The 18,369-nt window shown below is 61.1% G+C and carries 16 protein-coding genes; 7 read left to right on the top strand and 9 right to left on the bottom strand.

Annotated elements, in window-relative coordinates:
- Positions 1-1,488, top strand: a 1,488-nt coding sequence (locus C7534_RS13950; RefSeq protein WP_109786101.1) for a bifunctional aconitate hydratase 2/2-methylisocitrate dehydratase, incomplete at its 5' end; no start/stop codon positions are given.
- 77 nt (positions 1,489-1,565) lie between these two features.
- Here C7534_RS13950 and C7534_RS13955 read toward each other — a convergent pair.
- A complete protein-coding gene (locus C7534_RS13955; protein ID WP_109786251.1) occupies positions 1,566-3,227 on the bottom strand; it encodes a SulP family inorganic anion transporter in 1,662 nt (553 codons plus the stop codon).
- 94 nt (positions 3,228-3,321) lie between these two features.
- Positions 3,322-4,602, bottom strand: coding sequence for a serine/threonine transporter (locus C7534_RS13960; protein WP_109786102.1), 1,281 nt, complete (start codon positions 4,600-4,602; stop codon positions 3,322-3,324).
- Between the two features lie 358 nt (positions 4,603-4,960).
- Between C7534_RS13960 and C7534_RS13965 the strand changes: the two genes are divergently transcribed.
- The 6 genes from C7534_RS13965 to C7534_RS13990 all read left to right on the top strand — a co-directional run bounded on the left by C7534_RS13965 (position 4,961) and on the right by C7534_RS13990 (position 11,416).
- The gene (locus C7534_RS13965; protein ID WP_109786103.1) at positions 4,961-5,770 is read left to right on the top strand and encodes a response regulator transcription factor; all 810 of its coding nucleotides are present in this window, start codon (positions 4,961-4,963) and stop codon (positions 5,768-5,770) included.
- 105 nt (positions 5,771-5,875) lie between these two features.
- Positions 5,876-6,991 carry an ABC transporter ATP-binding protein gene (locus tag C7534_RS13970; RefSeq protein WP_046031809.1) on the top strand — a complete coding sequence of 372 codons (1,116 nt, stop codon included), beginning with the start codon at positions 5,876-5,878 and terminating at the stop codon, positions 6,989-6,991.
- A gap of 39 nt (positions 6,992-7,030) precedes the next feature.
- The gene (locus tag C7534_RS13975) at positions 7,031-8,173 is read left to right on the top strand and encodes an ABC transporter substrate-binding protein (RefSeq protein ID WP_109786104.1); all 1,143 of its coding nucleotides are present in this window, start codon (positions 7,031-7,033) and stop codon (positions 8,171-8,173) included.
- 31 nt (positions 8,174-8,204) lie between these two features.
- Positions 8,205-9,122, top strand: coding sequence for an ABC transporter permease (locus tag C7534_RS13980; protein ID WP_046031379.1), 918 nt, complete (start codon positions 8,205-8,207; stop codon positions 9,120-9,122).
- Position 9,123: 1 nt separating this feature from the next.
- Complete coding sequence (locus tag C7534_RS13985; protein ID WP_046031380.1) at positions 9,124-9,951, top strand: ABC transporter permease; 828 nt, start codon at positions 9,124-9,126, stop codon at positions 9,949-9,951.
- Positions 9,944-11,416 (top strand): aldehyde dehydrogenase family protein, encoded by a 1,473-nt coding sequence (locus C7534_RS13990; RefSeq protein ID WP_109786105.1) that lies wholly within the window; start codon positions 9,944-9,946, stop codon positions 11,414-11,416. Before C7534_RS13985 ends, C7534_RS13990 begins: the two co-directional genes overlap by 8 nt.
- Before the next feature lie 54 nt (positions 11,417-11,470).
- Here the strand turns inward: C7534_RS13990 and C7534_RS13995 are convergent, their stop codons facing one another.
- From C7534_RS13995 to C7534_RS14025, 7 genes are read right to left on the bottom strand one after another with little or no spacing between them, the layout of a single operon-like run.
- Positions 11,471-12,949: an aldehyde dehydrogenase family protein gene (locus tag C7534_RS13995; RefSeq protein WP_109786106.1), complete on the bottom strand. Its 1,479-nt coding sequence runs from the start codon at positions 12,947-12,949 to the stop codon at positions 11,471-11,473.
- Between the two features lie 11 nt (positions 12,950-12,960).
- Complete coding sequence (locus C7534_RS14000) at positions 12,961-13,722, bottom strand: NTP transferase domain-containing protein (protein WP_109786107.1); 762 nt, start codon at positions 13,720-13,722, stop codon at positions 12,961-12,963.
- Between the two features lie 25 nt (positions 13,723-13,747).
- Complete coding sequence (locus tag C7534_RS14005; protein ID WP_109786108.1) at positions 13,748-15,256, bottom strand: aldehyde dehydrogenase family protein; 1,509 nt, start codon at positions 15,254-15,256, stop codon at positions 13,748-13,750.
- Complete coding sequence (locus tag C7534_RS14010; RefSeq protein WP_109786252.1) at positions 15,243-16,310, bottom strand: aminoglycoside phosphotransferase family protein; 1,068 nt, start codon at positions 16,308-16,310, stop codon at positions 15,243-15,245. Before C7534_RS14010 ends, C7534_RS14005 begins: the two co-directional genes overlap by 14 nt.
- Before the next feature lie 5 nt (positions 16,311-16,315).
- Positions 16,316-16,660 carry a cupin domain-containing protein gene (locus tag C7534_RS14015; protein WP_109786109.1) on the bottom strand — a complete coding sequence of 115 codons (345 nt, stop codon included), beginning with the start codon at positions 16,658-16,660 and terminating at the stop codon, positions 16,316-16,318.
- A 39-nt stretch (positions 16,661-16,699) separates the two neighbouring features.
- Positions 16,700-17,068, bottom strand: a complete 369-nt coding sequence (locus C7534_RS14020) for a cupin domain-containing protein (protein WP_109786110.1) — start codon at positions 17,066-17,068, stop codon at positions 16,700-16,702.
- On the bottom strand, positions 17,061-18,344 hold the full coding sequence (locus tag C7534_RS14025) for a nucleotide disphospho-sugar-binding domain-containing protein (RefSeq protein WP_109786111.1): 1,284 nt from the start codon (positions 18,342-18,344) through the stop codon (positions 17,061-17,063). The genes C7534_RS14020 and C7534_RS14025 overlap by 8 nt, the downstream gene beginning before the upstream one ends.
- Positions 18,345-18,369: the final 25 nt, after the last annotated feature.

Genomic DNA, 18,369 nt, shown 5'->3' on the forward strand with positions numbered 1-18,369 from the left:
CCGGAAGCCCCGGCTGAAAGCACCAAGGGTTACACCCTGGCGCAGAAAATGGTCGGCAAGGCTTGCGGCGTAGCCGGTGTGCGTCCTGGCACCTACTGCGAACCGAAGATGACCACCGTAGGCTCTCAGGACACCACCGGTCCAATGACCCGTGACGAACTGAAAGACCTGGCGTGCCTGGGCTTCTCGGCTGATCTGGTGATGCAGTCGTTCTGCCACACCGCGGCGTATCCAAAGCCGATCGACGTGACCACCCACCACACCCTGCCTGACTTCATCATGACCCGTGGCGGCGTTTCGCTGCGTCCGGGCGACGGCATCATCCACTCGTGGCTGAACCGCATGCTGCTGCCAGACACCGTCGGTACCGGTGGTGACTCGCACACCCGTTTCCCGATGGGCATCTCGTTCCCGGCCGGTTCCGGTCTGGTCGCGTTCGCCGCTGCCACCGGCGTCATGCCGCTGGACATGCCGGAATCGATCCTGGTGCGCTTCAAAGGCAAGATGCAACCGGGCGTCACCCTGCGTGACCTGGTTCACGCCATTCCTTACTTCGCGATCCAGGCTGGCCTGCTGACCGTCGAGAAGAAAGGCAAGAAGAACGCCTTCTCCGGCCGCATCCTGGAAATCGAAGGCCTGGACAACCTGAGCATCGAACAGGCTTTCGAACTGTCCGACGCCTCGGCCGAACGTTCGGCTGCCGGTTGCACCATCAAGCTGTCGAAAGAGTCGATCACCGAATACCTGAGCTCCAACATCACCCTGCTGCGCTGGATGATCGGCGAAGGCTACGGTGACGTGCGTACCCTGGAACGTCGTGCTCAAGCGATGGAAGCCTGGATCGCCAACCCTGAGTTGATGGTTGCCGATGCTGACGCCGAATACGCTGAAATCATCGAAATCGATCTGGCCGACATCAAAGAGCCTGTGCTCTGCGCGCCAAACGATCCGGACGACGCCCGTCTGCTGTCCAGCGTTGCTGGCGAGAAGATCGACGAAGTGTTCATCGGTTCGTGCATGACCAACATTGGTCACTTCCGCGCTGCCGGCAAGTTGCTGGATCAGGTCAAGGGTCAGCTGCCAACCCGTCTGTGGCTGTCGCCGCCGACCAAAATGGACGCTCACCAGCTGACCGAAGAAGGCTACTACGGCATCTACGGCAAGGCCGGCGCACGCATGGAAATGCCAGGTTGCTCGCTGTGCATGGGTAACCAGGCCCGCGTTGAGCCGAACTCCACTGTAGTGTCGACCTCGACCCGTAACTTCCCGAACCGTCTGGGTGACGGCGCGAACGTCTACCTGGCTTCGGCTGAGCTGGCGTCTGTTGCTTCCATCCTGGGTCGCCTGCCGACCGTCGAGGAGTACATGGAATACGCGGGCAAGATCGACAGCATGGCGGCCGATGTCTACCGCTACCTGTCCTTCGACCAGATCGCCGAGTTCCGTGAAGTCGCTGCGAACGCCAAGATCCCGGTCGTTCAAGCGTAACGTTACAACGCCATAGAAAACGCCGCCCTTCGTGAGAGGGGCGGCGTTTTTTTTATGCCTGCAACATGACTATGCCCTTACACAAATCCCTCTGTAGAAGTGAGGGCTTGTTGTACCGCGCCATCTACGCTCAAGCCGCTGAGGATCACCTGTGTATCCTTCACTTCCGGCAATGCCGCCAACGCGGTTTGCGCCGAATCCTTGAGCCGTGCCAGCACCAGCTGCTTGCCTTCGTGATGCACCCGCACAAAAAATTCCTGCAACGCCTCAATGCTGGTGCCATCCAGATCGGGCGATTCCTCAAGGCTGAGAATGACCGAGTGAATCGGCGCCTCAGAATGGCGGATCAACCGCAACGTACTCCCCAGAACACGCTCGACGTTGGCAAAGAACAACGCCTCACCCGGTCGAACAATCAACACCCCTGGCACCGTTTGCGCCGTCGGATGGCGTTGCAGGTCGACAAAGTCGTGACCGCCGTCAATCCGCCCCAGGACCTGAATGTCGGCCGCCGACATTTGCTTGAGCATCAGCACCACACTGATCGCCACCGCCAGCAGTAAACCGTCCAGCACACCCAACACCAGCACGGCGGCCACCGCGCAGATCACCAGCACGCGGTCACGTCGCCAAATGAAGTACCGCCCCAACGGTTGCAGGCTCAAGCCTCGGGCCAGGGCATGGATGACGATGGCGGCTAAAATCGGCTCCGGCGTCAGGGCAATGTAAGGCAACACCGTCAAAACGATCAGCAACACCACCAGCGCCGCCACGCCACCGGCCAGTCGCGACGTGGCGCCCGCCGCTTCATTGGCCGACGTCGCCGAATACCCTGCCCCCGCCGGCATGCCATGAAACAACCCGGACAACAGATTGGACGCACCCAACGCGAGCAGATCGCGGTTCGATGAAATACGGTCGCCGTGCTTGAGCGCGTAGGCACTGATCGAGCCGTATGACTCCGCGTACAGGATCATCACCATGGCAACGGCCAGCTCACCCAGGCGCAACCAGTCACTGAAGGGCAATACCGGTAGTTGGGGCACTTCCAGGCTCAGATCGATCACGCCAATCAACTTCACGCCATACACCGGCAGGTTCAGCCATTGACCGGCCACAATACCAATCACCACGACCAGTAAGCCGCCCGGCAAACGACGCAGCCGCCCGAACAGCGTCAACAAGGCCAATGCCACCGCCGCGACACCCGCCGCCACCCAGTTCCACTGCGGTAGTTGTTCCAGCAATTGCGGTAGAAACCGGACCAGGTTGGCGTCGCTCAAATGCACACCGACCACACTGGCCACTTGTTTGAGGATGATGGTCAACGCCAGACCAAAGGCAAAGCCGCGCAGCACCGGCTTGGCAATGAACGACGTCACGCTGCCGAGTTTGAACAGCCCGGCCAGCAGGAAGAACACGCCGGTCATCAGCACCAGTCCAATGGCCAGAGTCGAGCGCAAATGCGGATCGCCGTTGGCCAGCGTCGCGGTCGCAGCGGCCAGCACCGCTGCCGACGAAGACGTCGCAGAGACAATGGCGAAGCGGCTGGTGCCTAACAGTCCATAGCACAGCAAACCGGCAAACAAGGCGATCACCCCGGCCTGAGGCGCCACGGCCGCAATACTTGAATAGGCGACCGCTTCGGGCAACAACAGGCCAGCAATAGACAACCCGGCCAGCAAGTCTTGCCAGCGGTTGGGTTGTCCGGTGGGATTTCGGGGAGAGGCGCTCGACAATCCAATGTCTCCAGGCGAAAAAAAACCGCTGCGCGCATCACGCGCAGCGGCCACTGTAGCTGTCAATCCGGCGCTGCGCGAGCAGGCCGAACGATCACGCTGTCAGCGAGTAGATCAACGCTGTAATCGCCACCAGGCCCACCGCCGTCACGAAGACATTGGACGCCTGCCCACGATAACGCGCCATCGCCGGCACCTTGCGGATCGCGTACATCGGCATCAGGAACAGAATCGACGCGATGACCGGGCCACCGAGGGTTTCAATCATCCCCAGAATGCTCGGGTTCAGCGTCGCAACGATCCAGCACACCACGAGCATGAACGCAGCGGTCATACGGTCGAGGGTCTTCGGCGCCGGGCGCTTGCCGCTTTTGACGATCAGGCCTTTAAGACCTTCGCTGGCACCGATGTAGTGGCCCAGGAACGACTTGGAGATGGCCACGAAGGCAATCAACGGCGCCGCGAAGGCGATGGTCGGGTTGCTGAAGTGGTTGGCCAGGTACGACAAGATCGACAGGTTCTGCGCTTTGGCTTCAGCCAATTGCGCCGGCGACAAGGTCAGCACGCAACTGAAGACGAAGAACAGCACCATTATCACCATCAACAGGTGAGCGCGGGACAGGATCTGCGAGCTGCGCTCTTCGGCGTGATCGCCGTAACGGCGCTTCTGGTCGACCGCAAACGCCGAGATGATCGGTGAATGGTTGAAGGAGAACACCATCACCGGAATCGCCAGCCACAGGGTGTGCAGCAGCGCCGATGGTTCCGGCACCGTGCTGGCGGTGCTCAGGATGCCGCCGTTCCAGTGCGGAATCAGGTACACCCCCAAAAACAGCAGTGCGACGATGAACGGGTAGACCATCAGGCTCATGGCCTTGACGATCAGTTGCTCACCGCAACGCACCACCGCCAGCAGGCCGAGGATCAGCACCAGCGACAGCACCGCGCGCGGTGGCGGCATGATGTGAAGTTGATGCTCAAGGAAACTGCCCACAGTGTTGGTCAGCGCCACGCTGTAGATCAGCAGGATCGGGAAGATCGCAAAGAAGTACAGCAAAGTGATCAGCGCACCGGCCTTGATACCGAAGTGCTCTTCCACCACTTCGGTGATGTCGGCGCCTTCGCGTCCGGACAGCACGAAGCGGGTCAGGCCGCGGTGTGCGTAGAAGGTCATGGGGAACGCCAGTACCGCCAGAACCAGCAACGGCCAAAAGCCGCCCAGCCCTGCGTTGATCGGCAGAAACAACGTGCCCGCCCCGATGGCCGTGCCAAACAGGCCGAGCATCCAGGTGGTGTCATGGCGATTCCAGCTCGAAAGCGTTGCTGGTGTCGCCGCTACATAGCGTTTGTCGACGCTATTGGCCTGATCATTCATCCGGTGGGATCTCCGCATTCCGGTCAGTTGCTACCCGGTCAGGACGAGTCGGAAAAATCCGACAGGCAGCGCCCTGGCCGAAACAGGGGCGCGATTGTCCGGGATTAATCAACAGAAGCAAAGACTTAGCTGAAGAATGGTAGTGCGGATCAGTGTTCAGGAGGCTATACAGGAGCAAACAGGGCTGTGTGCCGATACGATCGTTTCTGCTACCAACCGTGTAGCACTCGGTAACATCCAGCCCTGTTGCGGTGCGTCTTTTCCCTGACGTACGGGCGTGCGTCCCGCGCGGCAAGGCGCAACCCACCATGGCGTAGTTTGTGCATCCAATCGCATTCCACTCCTGTCTGAAACCGCCATGCGCCCCAAGGAACTGAAACTCTGGACCACCGGTGTCGCCCACCTGCTCGACCTGCCTGCAGGGCATGCGCGGTTATCGGCGTTAAGCCATTGGTTGCGCCAGGTGTGTCCGGTCGATCATTTCGTCCTGTTCGTCTACGAAGGCAATCACCGACCGTTGGCGCTGTTCGACACCTTTGCCGCCGACAAGCGTGCGGTGTATGTCGATGACTACCAGTGCGGTCCGTATCTGCTCGATCCGTTCTACCTCGCCTGCACCCGCGGACAAGCGGCGGGACTGTGGCGCTTGCGCCAGTTCGCGCCCGACCACTTCTACCTCGGCGAGTACTACCTGACTTATTACCAGCAGACCGGACTGGCCGAAGAAGTGGCTTTTTTTGTCGAGCTCGGCGACGGCGCCATGGCCGTTCTATCGCTGATGCGCTCCTCTGCCAGTTGCGCGTTCAGTCGTGACGAAATGCAGTTGATCGAATGCGCACAGGCCGTCGTCGAACAAGTCGTCAACGAAGCCTGGCGCTTGCGTCAGGCGCAACAGCCGCGCCCGGCACAAGACCTCGACTTCAAGATCCGCGAAGCGTTCGATCAGTTCGGCGCGCACATCCTTACTTGCCGCGAACAGGAAGTGGTGCAGTTGCTGCTGCGCGGTCACTCCAGTGCCTCGGTGGCCGAGCAACTGAGCATCAGCCCCGGCACGGTGAAGATTCACCGCAAGAACATCTACGCCAAGCTCGGCATCGGCAGCCAGTCCGAGTTGCTCGGGCTGTTTATCCGCGATCTCACCGGCCAGGAACTGCTCGCCGAAGCCTGACACCTGAAAACGACTCTATCCCCCAAGGGATATATACAGCGCAAAACCGCGATTGCTAGTTTGGCTCCCGACGCAATGATTGATCACTGCAAGGGGAGCCGCACCGTGAATGACAACCAGCCAAGCGATATCGAATTCTGCAATGTGGTCAAACGCTATGGCGAGGTGGCGGCCGTCAATGGCCTGAATTTCGCCGTGCGTCGTGGCTCATTCCACTCTTTCCTCGGTGGCTCGGGCTGCGGCAAAACCACGACCCTGCGCATGATTGCAGGCTTCGAACAACCGACCAGCGGCGAAGTACGCCTGGCCGGCAAAAACGTCGCCGGCATACCGGCGTTCGAACGGCCGGTGAACATGGTGTTCCAGCATTACGCCCTGTTCCCGCACCTCACGGTGGCGCAGAACATTGCCTATGGCTTGCGTTATCGCACGCCGCGCCCGGATAAGAAAACCCAATTGCGCATGGCCGATGAGGCCCTGGAAATGGTTCGCCTCAGCGGCTTCGGCCAGCGTAAACCGAGCGAACTCTCCGGCGGCCAACAGCAACGTGTCGCCCTCGCCCGGGCGCTGGTCAACAAACCGACCGTGCTATTGCTCGACGAGCCACTGGCGGCGCTCGACCGCAAGTTGCGCAAGGAAATGCAATCCGAACTGCTGCGCCTGCAGCGCGAAGTCGGCATCACTTTCGTGCTGGTCACCCACGACCAGGAAGAAGCCTTGTCGATGAGTGACAGCATCAGCGTGATGCACAACGGTTCGATCATCCAGACGGCCACCCCGGAACAACTGTACGAAGCTCCGGCCAGCCGTTACGTCGCCGACTTCATCGGCGAATCCAATCTGTTCAACGGCACCGTACGCCACCTGCACGGCAATTCGGTGGTGCTGCGTACCGAGCAAGGCCTGGAGCTGACCAGCCCGCTGACGCCAACCGGCAAGGCCCTGAGCGCCGACGCCGCCGGTTGCATCGCGGTGCGCCCCGAGTTGATCAGCATTGCCGGCGCCCACGCCGATCTGGCCCGTGAAGTGAAACTGCAAGGCTGCGTGGAAGACCGCATCTACCTCGGTAATTCCACCGAATACCGCGTGCGCACCCAGGCCTTTGGCGTGGTCTGTGTGCGGGTTCCCCGCCAGCAGGATCACGGCGCCAATGCATTCGAACACGGCGCTGCAGTGAGCGTCGGCTGGGATCACGCCAATGGCCTGGCCATGGCGTTGTAAATCATCGACTCGATTCATCAACCGGATGTGGAGCGTGCTATGGACCAGAAGACGTTTATCAAAACCCTGCGCAGTTGGCAGAACGGCTCGATCAGTCGTCGCGAATTTCTTGGCCGCACCGGCCTGGGGATTGCCGCCGCCGTGGTCGCCACCAACATGCCCGGCCTGCTGACGTCCAACGCAGAAGCGGCCGAACAGGCCAAGCTGGGTGATCGCCTGTCACTGGCGACGTGGCCGAACTACCACAGCCAGGAGAACCTCGACACCTTCGGCAAAACCACCGGCGCCCGCGTCTCAATGAGCGTGTTCGGTTCCAACGAAGAAATGCTCGCCAAGTTGCAAGCCGGTGGCAGTGGCTGGGACGTATTGGTACCGACCAACTACACCATCAGCACCTACGTCGGTCTGGGCTTGATCGAGCCGCTGGACCTGTCGCGCATTCCCAACTTCGATGCCTCGGCATTCCAGCAAAAATTCATGGCCCAAGGCACCGTGGACGGCAAGGTGTACGCCGTGCCGAAAAACTGGGGCACCACCGGAATGCTCTTCGACGCCGGAAAACTGAAGAACGGGCCGAGCAGCTGGAAAGAGTTCTGGGCCGCCGCCCAAGGCCCTGCCAGCGGCCGGACGATGGTTCACGATTACCAGTTGACCGCCATCGGCAACGCCCTCAAAAGCTTCGGCTACAGCTTTAACTCCCTCGACCCAAAAGAACTGGCCGACGCGGAAAAACTGTTGATCGAGGTCAAGCCGCACCTGTTCGCCATCAACTCCGACATTCAGCCGTCAATGCGCAGCGGCGATGCCTGGCTCGCGATGTCGTGGACCGGCGACGCCTCGCAGTTGCACCGCGACAACGCGCAGATGCAGTTCGAACTGGGCAAGGAAGGTGGCGAACTGTGGAGTGATTTTTTTGCCATCCCGAAAAGCTCGGAGCACAAGGACGCGGCCTACGCCTTCATCAATTACCTGCTCGACCCGCAGCACAACAAGCTCGAAGTGTTGAGTCACGGCTATCCGAGCGGCGACAAACGGGTCGATGCGCTGCTTCCCACCGCGATGCTTGACGATCCGATCATGTACCCGGCAGCCGAAGCACTCAGCCCACTGGAGTTCGGCGCCGCTGCAACGCTCACCAGCCCGGCGCGCGCCGAACTGATGGCGCGTTTCAAGTCCGCCTGATCGCCTGACCATGGCCAATGAGGAGTCACCCATGAATGCTGCCGCCCACCCGCAAACGGTGCAGCCAGGCAATGCCCTGTCAATCGAGGTACGTCAACGGCGCAGCCTCGGTCGGCGGATCACCCTGCTGATGCTCTTGCCTTCGACCTTGTGGTTCCTGCTGCTGTTATTGATGCCGCTGGTCATCATACTGGTCTTCAGTTTCGGCGAGCGCAGTGCCGTGGGCGGCTACGCCGGTGGCTTCACCCTGGCCAACTACCTGAACCTGGGCTCGCGTGGCGCGGCATTCAGTAACACGCTGATGCTGGCGCCACTGGGCACCCTGGTGTGCCTGGTCGCGGCCTACCCGCTGGCGTACTTTCTGGCGGTCAAGGTCACCCGTAACCGCTCGCTGTTGCTGACGCTGGTGATCGTACCGTTCTGGACCAGTTTCCTCATCCGTACCTACGCCTGGATCTTCATCCTCAGCGGCAAGGGCATCCCCGCCCTGCTCGCCAGTCTTGGCCTGGAAGACGTGCGGCTGATCAACACGCCGTGGGCGGTGCTGATCGGTATCGTCTACGGCTACCTGCCACTGATGGTGTTTCCGATTTACGTCAGCCTCGAAAAACTCGACAAACGCCTGCTCGAAGCCTCTGCCGATCTCGGTGCCAGCGCATTCGAGAGCTTCCGGCGGATCACCTTGCCGCTGTCCGCGCCGGGAATCATCACCGGCGTGATGCTGGTGTTCATCCTGTTGATGGGCGAGTTCCTGATCCCGGCGATTCTCGGCGGCGGCAAAGTGTTCTTCGTCGGCAACGCGCTGGTCGACTTGTTCCTGCAGTCGCGCAACTGGCCGTTCGGCAGTGCCCTGGCAATGACGCTGGTGGCGATGATGCTGCTGATCATCGGCGTGTATTTGAAACTGGTGGCGCGCTACGGCGGCCGCCCTGCCGATGGAGGGTTGTGACATGTGGCTGCGCAGCTATTCAACCTCGCTGTACCTGTTTCTCTACGCGCCGATCGCGTTGATCGTGCTGTTCAGTTTCAACGCCGGGCGCAGTGGCCTGGCATTCGAATGCTGTTCGGTGCAATGGTTTGGTCGCGCCTTCGGCAACCCGTTCATCATGGAAGCGCTGGGGCACAGTGCGTTCATCGCCTTCACGTCGGCAGTGATCGCCACATTGTTCGGCACCCTGGCAGTGTTCGGCTTGCAACGCGCGGGTAAAAAAGTACGCCTGTTGTTCGATGCACTGACCTATTGCGCGATCATCGTGCCGGGCATCGTCATCGGCATCTCGACGCTGATTGCGTTCATTACCCTGTTCGACCTGATCAATCCGCTGCTGGCAAGCTGGATACCCAATGTGCCGCGTCTGAACATGGGTTTTTCCACGGTGATTGCTGCGCATTCGCTGTTTACCATGGCGCTGGTCATGGTGATCGTGCGCAGCCGCGTCGACTCGCTGGACAAGGCCTTGCTCGAAGCTTCAGCGGACCTCTATGCCCCACCCATGCAAACGTTCTGGCGGGTCACCCTGCCGCAGATCAGCCCGGCAATCATGGCCGGATTCCTGCTGGCGTTCACCTTCAGCTTCGACGACTTCATTATCGCGTTCTTCGTTGCCGGTTCCGAAACGACGTTGCCGATCTACATCTTTTCATCGATCCGCCGCGGCGTGACGCCAGAAATCAACGCGGTCTCGACCGTCATTATCTGCGCCTCACTGGCCCTGCTATTCACTTCCCGCTCTCTGCAAAACCGCCGTACCGGCGTCCAGGAGTCAAACCATGCGTGATCAGCTTTACATCAACGGAGAGTGGGTCAGCCCGGACCTGGGCGGTTATCTGGACGTCATCGACCCGGCCACCGAAGCGGTTTTCCATCGGGTAGCCGCAGGCACCGAAGAAGACGTCGATCACGCGGTGCGCGCCGCACGCAGAGCCTTTGATAACGGCTGGAGCCAGACCACCGGCGCCGAACGCGCGCAATGGCTGGAGGCATTGGCTGATGAACTGGAAAACAGCCAACCGGTCTTGGCCGAACTGGAAGTGCGTGACAACGGCAAACCATTGCCCGAAGCGCAGTGGGACGTCGGCGATGCCATTGGTTGTTTCCGTTATTACGCCGGCCTGGCCCGCGAACTGGATCAGCAGCAGGATCAACCGCTGGCGTTGCCGGACGCACGCTTTCGCTGCCGTATCCGTCATGAGCCGATTGGCGTCGCCGGGCAGATCATTCCCTGGAACTACCCATTGTTGATGGCGGCGTGGAAAGTCGCGCCGGCCTTGGCTGCAGGTGCCACGGTGGTGTTGAAACCGTCCGAGCTGACGCCTCTCACAGCACTGGAGCTGGCCGCTGCCGCCGACCGTATCGGCTTGCCCGCCGGGGTATTGAACGTGGTCACCGGCCTCGGTGCCGACGCCGGCAGCCCGCTCACCGAACATCCCGGCGTGGACAAACTGGCCTTCACCGGCAGCGTGCCCACCGGAGCGAAAATCATGTCGGCGGCCGCCCGCGACATCAAGAACATCAGCCTCGAACTGGGCGGAAAATCTGCATTCATCGTATTCGACGACGCCGATGTCGAGGCGGCGGTGGAATGGATTCTGTTCGGGATTTTCTGGAACCAGGGCCAGGTGTGCAGCGCCACGTCACGCCTGCTGGTGCAGGAAAACATTGCCCCGCGATTGATCGAACGTCTGGTGGAGGAAACCCGCAAGATCAGTATCGGCCCGGGCATGGAACCCGGTGTCCTGCTCGGCCCACTGGTCAGTCAAAGCCAGCATGACAAGGTCCTTGGTTTCATTGATCAAGGCCTCGCCAGCGGTGCCCGTCTGCTCATCGGTGGTCGGCGGCCGGCGCATCTCCCTAAAGGTTACTTTATTGAACCGGCGATCTTCGACGAGCCCGGGCACAGCAGCATTCTCTGGCGCGAAGAGGTGTTCGGCCCGGTACTGTGCATCAAGCGTTTCAAGACCGAAGAGCAAGCGGTGCAAATGGCCAACGCCAGCCGCTTCGGCCTCGCCGCCGCGGTAATGAGCGCTGATTTGCAACGCACCGCCCGCGTCGCCAACCAGTTACGCGCGGGAATCATCTGGGTCAACTGCTCGCAGCCGACCTTCGTCGAAGCCCCGTGGGGCGGGATGAAACACAGCGGGATTGGCCGCGAGTTGGGCCAGTGGGGACTGCACAATTACCTGGAGGTGAAGCAAGTCACCGAGTACATCAGTGATCAGAAGTGGGGCTGGTACCTGAAATAGTCGCTCTCGGATCCGCAGGCAGGAACCGGCTAGCCGGTTCCTGCAGCGCCTTTCTCAGTTCAGATACCAGCCCCACGCCTCGCCGTTGTACCGGGTGATTTGCTTGGTCTCGAGGTAATTGTTGTAGCCCCACTCCCCCAGCTCTCGGCCGATACCGCTCTGCTTGTAACCGCCCCACGGCGCTTCGACAAAGGTCGGCTGCGAGCAGTTGACCCACACGATACCGGCGCGAAAACGTCGAGCCACGCGTTCGCAACGTGGAATATCACGGGACATGACGGCCGCCGCCAGACCGAACGGCGAGTCATTGGCCAGGTGTATCGCTTCGGCCTCGGTATCAAATGCACGCAGACACACCACCGGGCCGAAGATCTCTTCGCGCCACACCGAGCTGTCTTGCGGCACATCGGCGAAAATCGCCGGCGTCAGGAAGTACCCCTTCTGCAAGTGCGCCGGACGCGTCCCTCCGTACACCAGGCGCGCGCCTTCTCGCTGGCCGACCGCAATCGCCTCGAGGACTTTGTCCAGTTGCCCCTGACTGACCAGCGGCCCAAGCTTCACACCCTCGGTGAAGCCCTCGCCGATCTGGATCTGCTCGGTAGCCACGATCAGACGCGCCAGCAGCGCCGGGTACAATGCGCGCTCCACCAACACCCGCGAAGTGGCCGAACAGACCTGGCCCTGGTTCCAGAAAATCCCGAACAGAATCCATTCCACTGCGGCATCGAGGTCGCTGTCGGCGAAGATCACGAACGGCGATTTGCCGCCCAGTTCCAGGCTGATATTTTTGATCTCGGCGGCCGCGGCTTGCATGATCTTGCGCCCGGTCGGCACACTGCCGGTGAAGGCGATCTTGTCCACATCCGGGTGTTCAGCCAGCGACGCGCCCGCCTCTCGCCCGAGCCCGCTGACGATGTTCAACACCCCGGCCGGCAAGCCGGCCTGATCGGCAATGCGTGCCAGTTCAATGGCGGTCAGCGGCGTCAGCTCCGAAGGTTTGAGCACCACGGTGCAGCCGGCTGCCAGCGCAGGGGCGACTTTCCACGAGGCCATCAGCATCGGGAAATTCCACGGGATGATCGCGGCGACCACGCCTACCGGCTCCTTGATCACCGAGGAGTTGAAGCGCTCATCCGGCACGCTGATTGACTGTTCGCCGTGTTGATCCGAGCCTTCGGCGAGTCCGGCATAGAAATCGAAACAACCGGCGGTGTCGGCGATGTCCCACTGCGCTTCCGGCAGCGGCTTGCCGTTGTCGTGTACTTCAATCGCGGCCAGTTCGTCCTGTCGCGCACGGATGCCGTCGGCGATTCGCCGCAGCACGTGTGCGCGTTGCGCGCCCGTCCAACGCGGCCAGTCGCCTTCGTCGAAGGCCAGGCGTGCGGCGGCGACGGCCAGGTCGATGTCTTCTGCCGTAGCGGCAGCGACCTGCGCCAGCACCGACTCGTCGCCCGGGTCGAGCGTCTCGAACACTCCGCGCTGGACCGGCGCGATCCACTCACCACCGATGTACAGCCGTTGATAATTCCCCATGACAGACTCCTTCATTGGCCGCGTCGACGCTGCTGGAAAAGCTGTTCGGCTGCCTGCAATTGTTCGCGATCATTGACACCGAGCACCTCGGCCTCATCCACCTCCACCGCCGTGACGGGCAGGCCGGCACTGTTGGCCACGGCCACCGCATCGGTGAGGTAATACTCGCCCTGGGCATTCTGATTGCCGATCCGGTCGAGCAGCCAGAGGCACGTGTCGGCGCGCAAACCCATCACCCCGCCGTTGCAAAAATTGACCTCAAGTTCTTGTGGGTTGGCGTCCCTGGCTTCGCGAATCGCCAGCAAACGCCCTCTTTCTACCAGCAGTCGCCCGTAAGGCCCTGGCCGTTCGGTGTGAAACCCGGCGACCGCCACGGCAGCGCCCTCGATCAGCGCCTGACGCAGCTGCAACAACGTCTGCGGGCTTATCAACGGTGAATCGCCAAACAGTACCAGCACGCAGCCCTGCTCATGGGCCTGCAACGCGGGCCGGGCGGCGAGCAGCGCGTGTGCCGTGCCCAGCTGTTCATTCTGGGTAAACGTGCGCACGCTGGGTGCGGCCTGCTTCACATAATCGGCCACCACCCGACTGCCAGCGCCCACCACCACCGCGCAATGCTCGATATCCGCTGCCCCGACCGCCGCCAGCACGTGACCGAGCAACGGCCGGTCGTCCACCAGATGCATGACCTTCGGCAACGGCGAACGCATGCGAGTGCCCTGCCCGGCGGCGAGAATCACCGCCAGGGTTGGCCAGGAAATGTTGTCGCCCATTGCGACCCTCCCGATTACAAATGAGTTAAACCTGATCGCGATAGAACACGTCGTCGGCGTAGGGATACCACCAGTCCTGAATCTTGGGCTGGTGATCGATGATGACCATCTTCGAGCGACGGAACGCTTCCAGGCCCTGACGCCCGAGTTCACGCCCCAGACCGGACATCTTCCAGCCGCCAAACGGCAGTGCGTCGTTGTCGATCAGTGGGTTGTTGACCCAGACCATCCCGGCTTCGAGACGCTCGGCAGCCTCCATGGCTTCGGCAAGGTCGGTGGAGAACAGCGAGGCGCCCAGGCCGAATGGCGAGTCATTGGCCTTGCGTACCGCTTCGTCAAAGTCACTGACACGGCAGATCGCTGCGACCGGTCCGAAACACTCTTCCTGAAGAATCGCCATGTCGGTGGTGACGCCGGTAAGGATGGTCGGTTCGTAGAACCAGCCCACGGTGTGTTGCGGCGGAATCCGCCCGCCACAGACCAGCGTCGCGCCTTTGGCCAGCGCGTCGTCGACCAGGCGCATGACCTTGTTGCGCGCTGCTTCGCTGACCATCGGCCCGATTTCCGTATGTTCCAGACCATGACCGATGCGCAGGGCACGGGTGCGTTCGGCGAACTTCGCGACGAACTCATCGTGGATCTCATCGACCACATAGAAGCGTTCAGCCGAGGTACAGATCTGTCCGCTCAGGTGGAACGCAGCGGTCACCGCACCTGCCGCAGCCACTTCAAGCGGCGCGTGTTTCGAAATGATCAACGGGTCGCTGCCACCGGCCTCGATCACGCACGGTTTCATCTGTTCGGCACAGGCCATCGCCACCGCTTTGCCCGCCGCCACACTTCCGGTGAACGCAACGGCGTGGGTGCCGGTGGATTGCACCAGCAACTGTGCGGTCACCGCATCACCCGGCACACAAGACACCAGGCCCGGCAGCAGCGCAGTGAAGTGCTCCATGAATTTGAGCGTGCACAGGGTCGTGGCTTCCGCCGGTTTGATGATGCAAGCGTTACCCGCCGCCAGCGACGCAGCGACCGTCCAGCACATCAGCAGTATCGGAAAGTTGAACGGCATGATGTGCACGCTGACGCCATACGGCTCATAACGCACATGCTGGAACGAACCGATCTGCGTGGTGCCGGCGACCTTGCCGGCGTCGTCCCGGGCCATTTCCGCGTAGTAGCGAAAGATCGGCGCGCAGTTGGCGAGTTCGCCCATCGCTTCGGGGAATGGCTTGCCCATTTCCAGGGTCATCAAGCGAGCGACTTCGCGGTTGCAGGCAACGTTCTGTTCGATGGCATTGGCCAGTTGATGCAAGCGCGCGGCGCGGCTTTTCGCATCGATCAGTCGCCATTGTTTCTGCGCGGCGGTGGCGGTATCGACGGCGGCTTGCACGTCGAATTCGCCACACACGCCAACCTTGCCGACCGGTTGCAGTGTCGCCGGGTCGAGCACTTCACGCTCTCGGGCATCGGTCAGCGGCACATAGTCGGCGTTGATGAAGCGCAGTGCGGTATCAGTGTTAAAGGTGGCCATGGGAGGATCCTTGAACCAATCGATAAGGGGTCTCGCGCAACGCGGCGAGGGTGGTGGGCGGCAGTTCATCGCGCCAGCCCGGCACGTGTTCGTTTAGCCATGCGCGCAGGGGCGCAAAGGCGTCTGCCTCCAGTGCTCGCACAAACAGACCGAGGGTGCGCGGCAGGTGCGCCAGGTAACCGTGTTTGCCGTCGCGCCCGGCCAGGCGCACGAAAATCCCCAGCACCTTGGCATGGCGTTGGGCGGCCAGTCGCCGGTAGTCATCGAGAAAGCGTGGTGCGTCGAGCTCCGGGCGTTGCATCAGGTAATGCGTCATCAGCGCCACGCGTAATGCTTCGGGTACATTGCGACGTGCGTCTTCGAGCAACGACATCAAGTCATAGGCCGCCGAACCGAGCAAAGCGTCCTGGAAATCCAGCAGACCGCAGGCTGCAATACCTTCGCGACCTTCGAGCAACATCAGGTTGTCGACGTGAAAATCGCGCAGCACCAACGCTTCGCGACGCTGTGCGACCTCTTCACAGGCCTCGGCAAACAGGTTCAGAAACGACTCACGCAGTGCCAGCGCGGCGTCCCTGCCAATCAGCAGCGGGATGTACCAGTCGATCAGCAACGCATACTCGTTTCTCAACTGCCGGGCATCGTAAGGCGCCATGTCTGCCGCTGGCGGCGCGCGATGCAATGCCACCAGCGCATCGACCGCCAGGTGATACAACGCGCCTTCCGGATGCCCCGCGGCCAGCAATCGGGTGTAGGTGTCGTGACCGAAATCTTCGATCAGTGCCAGCCCCGCCGCTTCGTCGACCTGTCGCAAGGCCGGAGCGGAAAGCCCCAGCCCGTGCAAGTGGCGGGCAACCTGCACAAACGGACCGATCGGCTCGCTGTGCGGTGGCGAATCCATCAGCAGCAAGCCTTCACCGCTCAAGCGAAAATAGCGCCGGGTCGAGGCATCCGCCGGCAATGCGATCAGTGGCGCCCTGGCGAAGCCGGCACGCGCCAGAAAGGCTGCGCGCTGGCTTTCACGATCGGGCGATGACGCACGTGTGTCAGTCATGGCAATCACCGGATCATGTAGACCTTTTTCACCGTCTCATGGACGGTGCATACGCCTTTCCAGTCCTTGCGGAAAAAGGCCGCGGTGTCGGGTTTGATCTCGATCACTTCGCCGGACTCGTGAACGTAGGTGCAGCGACCTTCGAGGAAATGGCAGAACTCGTCGCTGGTGACGTGGCAAAACCATTTGCCCGGCGTGCAGATCCACACGCCGCACTCGGACTGGCCTTCAGGGCCTTTGTGCAGCACCACGCCAGAGATGTGGGACTCACCTTCGAGCATGGTCGGGATCACGCCCCAGTCCTTGACGTCGGTGATTTGCAACGGGTTGTACAGAAACGGGGTAGTCATTGTGGTTCTCCAGATAAAAGTCAGTGTCAGCCTGCAGGTTCAAGCCAGCATGTAGACGTTACGCAGGGTTTCCCGGACGTGGCATTCGCCGGTCCAGCCGGCCGGGAACAGCACCAGGGTGTTGGCGCGGACTTCGATGACTTCGCCGTTGTCATTGCGATAAGTGGCATCGCCGGCAAGGAAGTGGCACAGCTCATCGCGGGGAATCGACAGTCGCCAGCGCCCGGGCGTGCACACCCAGAGCCCGGTTTCGGGACTGTTATTCGGCCCTTTGAACAGTAGCCGTCCGCTGGAATGCGAAATGCCTTCGACGGCGTCGCTCTGTACGCCCCAGTCCACCAGATCGGTGCGACTGCTGACGGATTCGAGGTACGGCGTGATACCCGCCGTGGTGTTTTGCTCAGGCATTGTCAAGCACCTTGTCGAGAATGGCGGCCGCGTCCGCAGGCCCTTTGCGTGATTGCATGTGTGTGCTGGTGATTTGCAGGCGTTGGCGCATCGTCTGGTCGTTGAGACACGCGGCGAGTTTTTCCGCCAATTGCGTTTCATTCCACTCGTAGCGATCGAGCTTGAAACCATGGCCGCTTTCTTCGGCGCGCATGGCGTTGTCGTGACCGTCCCAGACGTAGGACATGACAATCGCCGGCTTACCGAAAAACAGGCATTCGGTGAAACTGTTGTTGCCGCCGTGGTGAATCACCGCATCGACCTGGGCAATCACCGAAGGCTGTGGGAACCAGTTGGAGATCAGCACGTTGTCCGGCAGGTTCGGGTATTCATCAAGATGCTCACCGACGTTGAACAATGCGCGATAAGGCAGCTTGCCTACTGCCGTGATCAGACGCTGGAGCAGATCGACATCGCCGGAACCCAGGCTGCCGAAACTGACATACAGCAAAGGCTTGTCGTTGTTGGCCTTGAACGGCGGAATCTCGTAGGTCGTGTCCTGCCGCACGCACCCTTGCAGATAGTGAAAACGCTCCGCCGGCAATGGATGACGGCGCTCGAACTTGACGGCGTCCGGGTACAGCAACAGGTTCATGTACGGCGAGGCTTCGAAGAACGTACCGAGCGGGTACGGCTGCTCGCCATGGGCTTGCAGGAAGTGGTTGAAGTCCTCATGGATCGGCCCGACCGCCTCTTCGAAGCGCCGGCGAAATTCAGCATGGCCAGCCTTGTCGTGAACGCTCATGCCTGACAGGTGCGGCGGGATTTCCGGGTCTTCGATCTCGTTTTCCGAGCAGGAAATGATCCGCACCCATGGCTTGCCGTATTGCTTGATCGCCGGGAACAGGATCACGTTGTCGACGCAGATCAGGTCAGGCTTGACCTTGTCCAGAACGGCCGGCAGGTCCTTTTGCGCCCATTTCGCGGTTTCAACGATGGCCGCCCAGCATTCCTTCACGTAGTTGTCGATTTGATCCAGAGGGGTTTTACGGAAATTGGGAATGTGGCCGTTGATGAAATCGACCCAATAGCGGGCCATTTCTTCGGCCGGCATCGGTGCCGACATGTTGACCATGTGTTCTTCAAACCCGTAACCGGCATACACGCCGCTCATGCCCGGGTCGGTGAGGAATACCGCTTTGTGGCCAAGGGCTTCGCATGCCTGGGCAATACCGACGGAGTTCAGTGCCGGGCCATAAGCGGCTTCCGGAAAAAAGGCGATCACTTTCTGTTTCATCGAGAGGTACTCCTGCCTGGTCTTT

The organism is Pseudomonas sp. OV226 (genome assembly GCF_003148705.1).
Lineage (GTDB): Bacteria > Pseudomonadota > Gammaproteobacteria > Pseudomonadales > Pseudomonadaceae > Aquipseudomonas.

Excerpts from the sequence above, each read along its gene's own strand:
- C7534_RS13960 (WP_109786102.1), bottom strand. The coding sequence starts at position 4,602 with ATGAATGATCAGGCCAATAGCGTCGACAAACGCTATGTAGCGGCGACA.
- C7534_RS13965 (WP_109786103.1), top strand. The coding sequence starts at position 4,961 with ATGCGCCCCAAGGAACTGAAACTCTGGACCACCGGTGTCGCCCACCTG.
- C7534_RS13975 (WP_109786104.1), top strand. The coding sequence starts at position 7,031 with ATGGACCAGAAGACGTTTATCAAAACCCTGCGCAGTTGGCAGAACGGC.
- C7534_RS13980 (WP_046031379.1), top strand. The coding sequence starts at position 8,205 with ATGAATGCTGCCGCCCACCCGCAAACGGTGCAGCCAGGCAATGCCCTG.
- C7534_RS13985 (WP_046031380.1), top strand. The coding sequence starts at position 9,124 with ATGTGGCTGCGCAGCTATTCAACCTCGCTGTACCTGTTTCTCTACGCG.
- C7534_RS13990 (WP_109786105.1), top strand. The coding sequence starts at position 9,944 with ATGCGTGATCAGCTTTACATCAACGGAGAGTGGGTCAGCCCGGACCTG.
- C7534_RS13995 (WP_109786106.1), bottom strand. The coding sequence starts at position 12,949 with ATGGGGAATTATCAACGGCTGTACATCGGTGGTGAGTGGATCGCGCCG.
- C7534_RS14000 (WP_109786107.1), bottom strand. The coding sequence starts at position 13,722 with ATGGGCGACAACATTTCCTGGCCAACCCTGGCGGTGATTCTCGCCGCC.
- C7534_RS14005 (WP_109786108.1), bottom strand. The coding sequence starts at position 15,256 with ATGGCCACCTTTAACACTGATACCGCACTGCGCTTCATCAACGCCGAC.
- C7534_RS14010 (WP_109786252.1), bottom strand. The coding sequence starts at position 16,310 with ATGACTGACACACGTGCGTCATCGCCCGATCGTGAAAGCCAGCGCGCA.
- C7534_RS14015 (WP_109786109.1), bottom strand. The coding sequence starts at position 16,660 with ATGACTACCCCGTTTCTGTACAACCCGTTGCAAATCACCGACGTCAAG.
- C7534_RS14020 (WP_109786110.1), bottom strand. The coding sequence starts at position 17,068 with ATGCCTGAGCAAAACACCACGGCGGGTATCACGCCGTACCTCGAATCC.
- C7534_RS14025 (WP_109786111.1), bottom strand. The coding sequence starts at position 18,344 with ATGAAACAGAAAGTGATCGCCTTTTTTCCGGAAGCCGCTTATGGCCCG.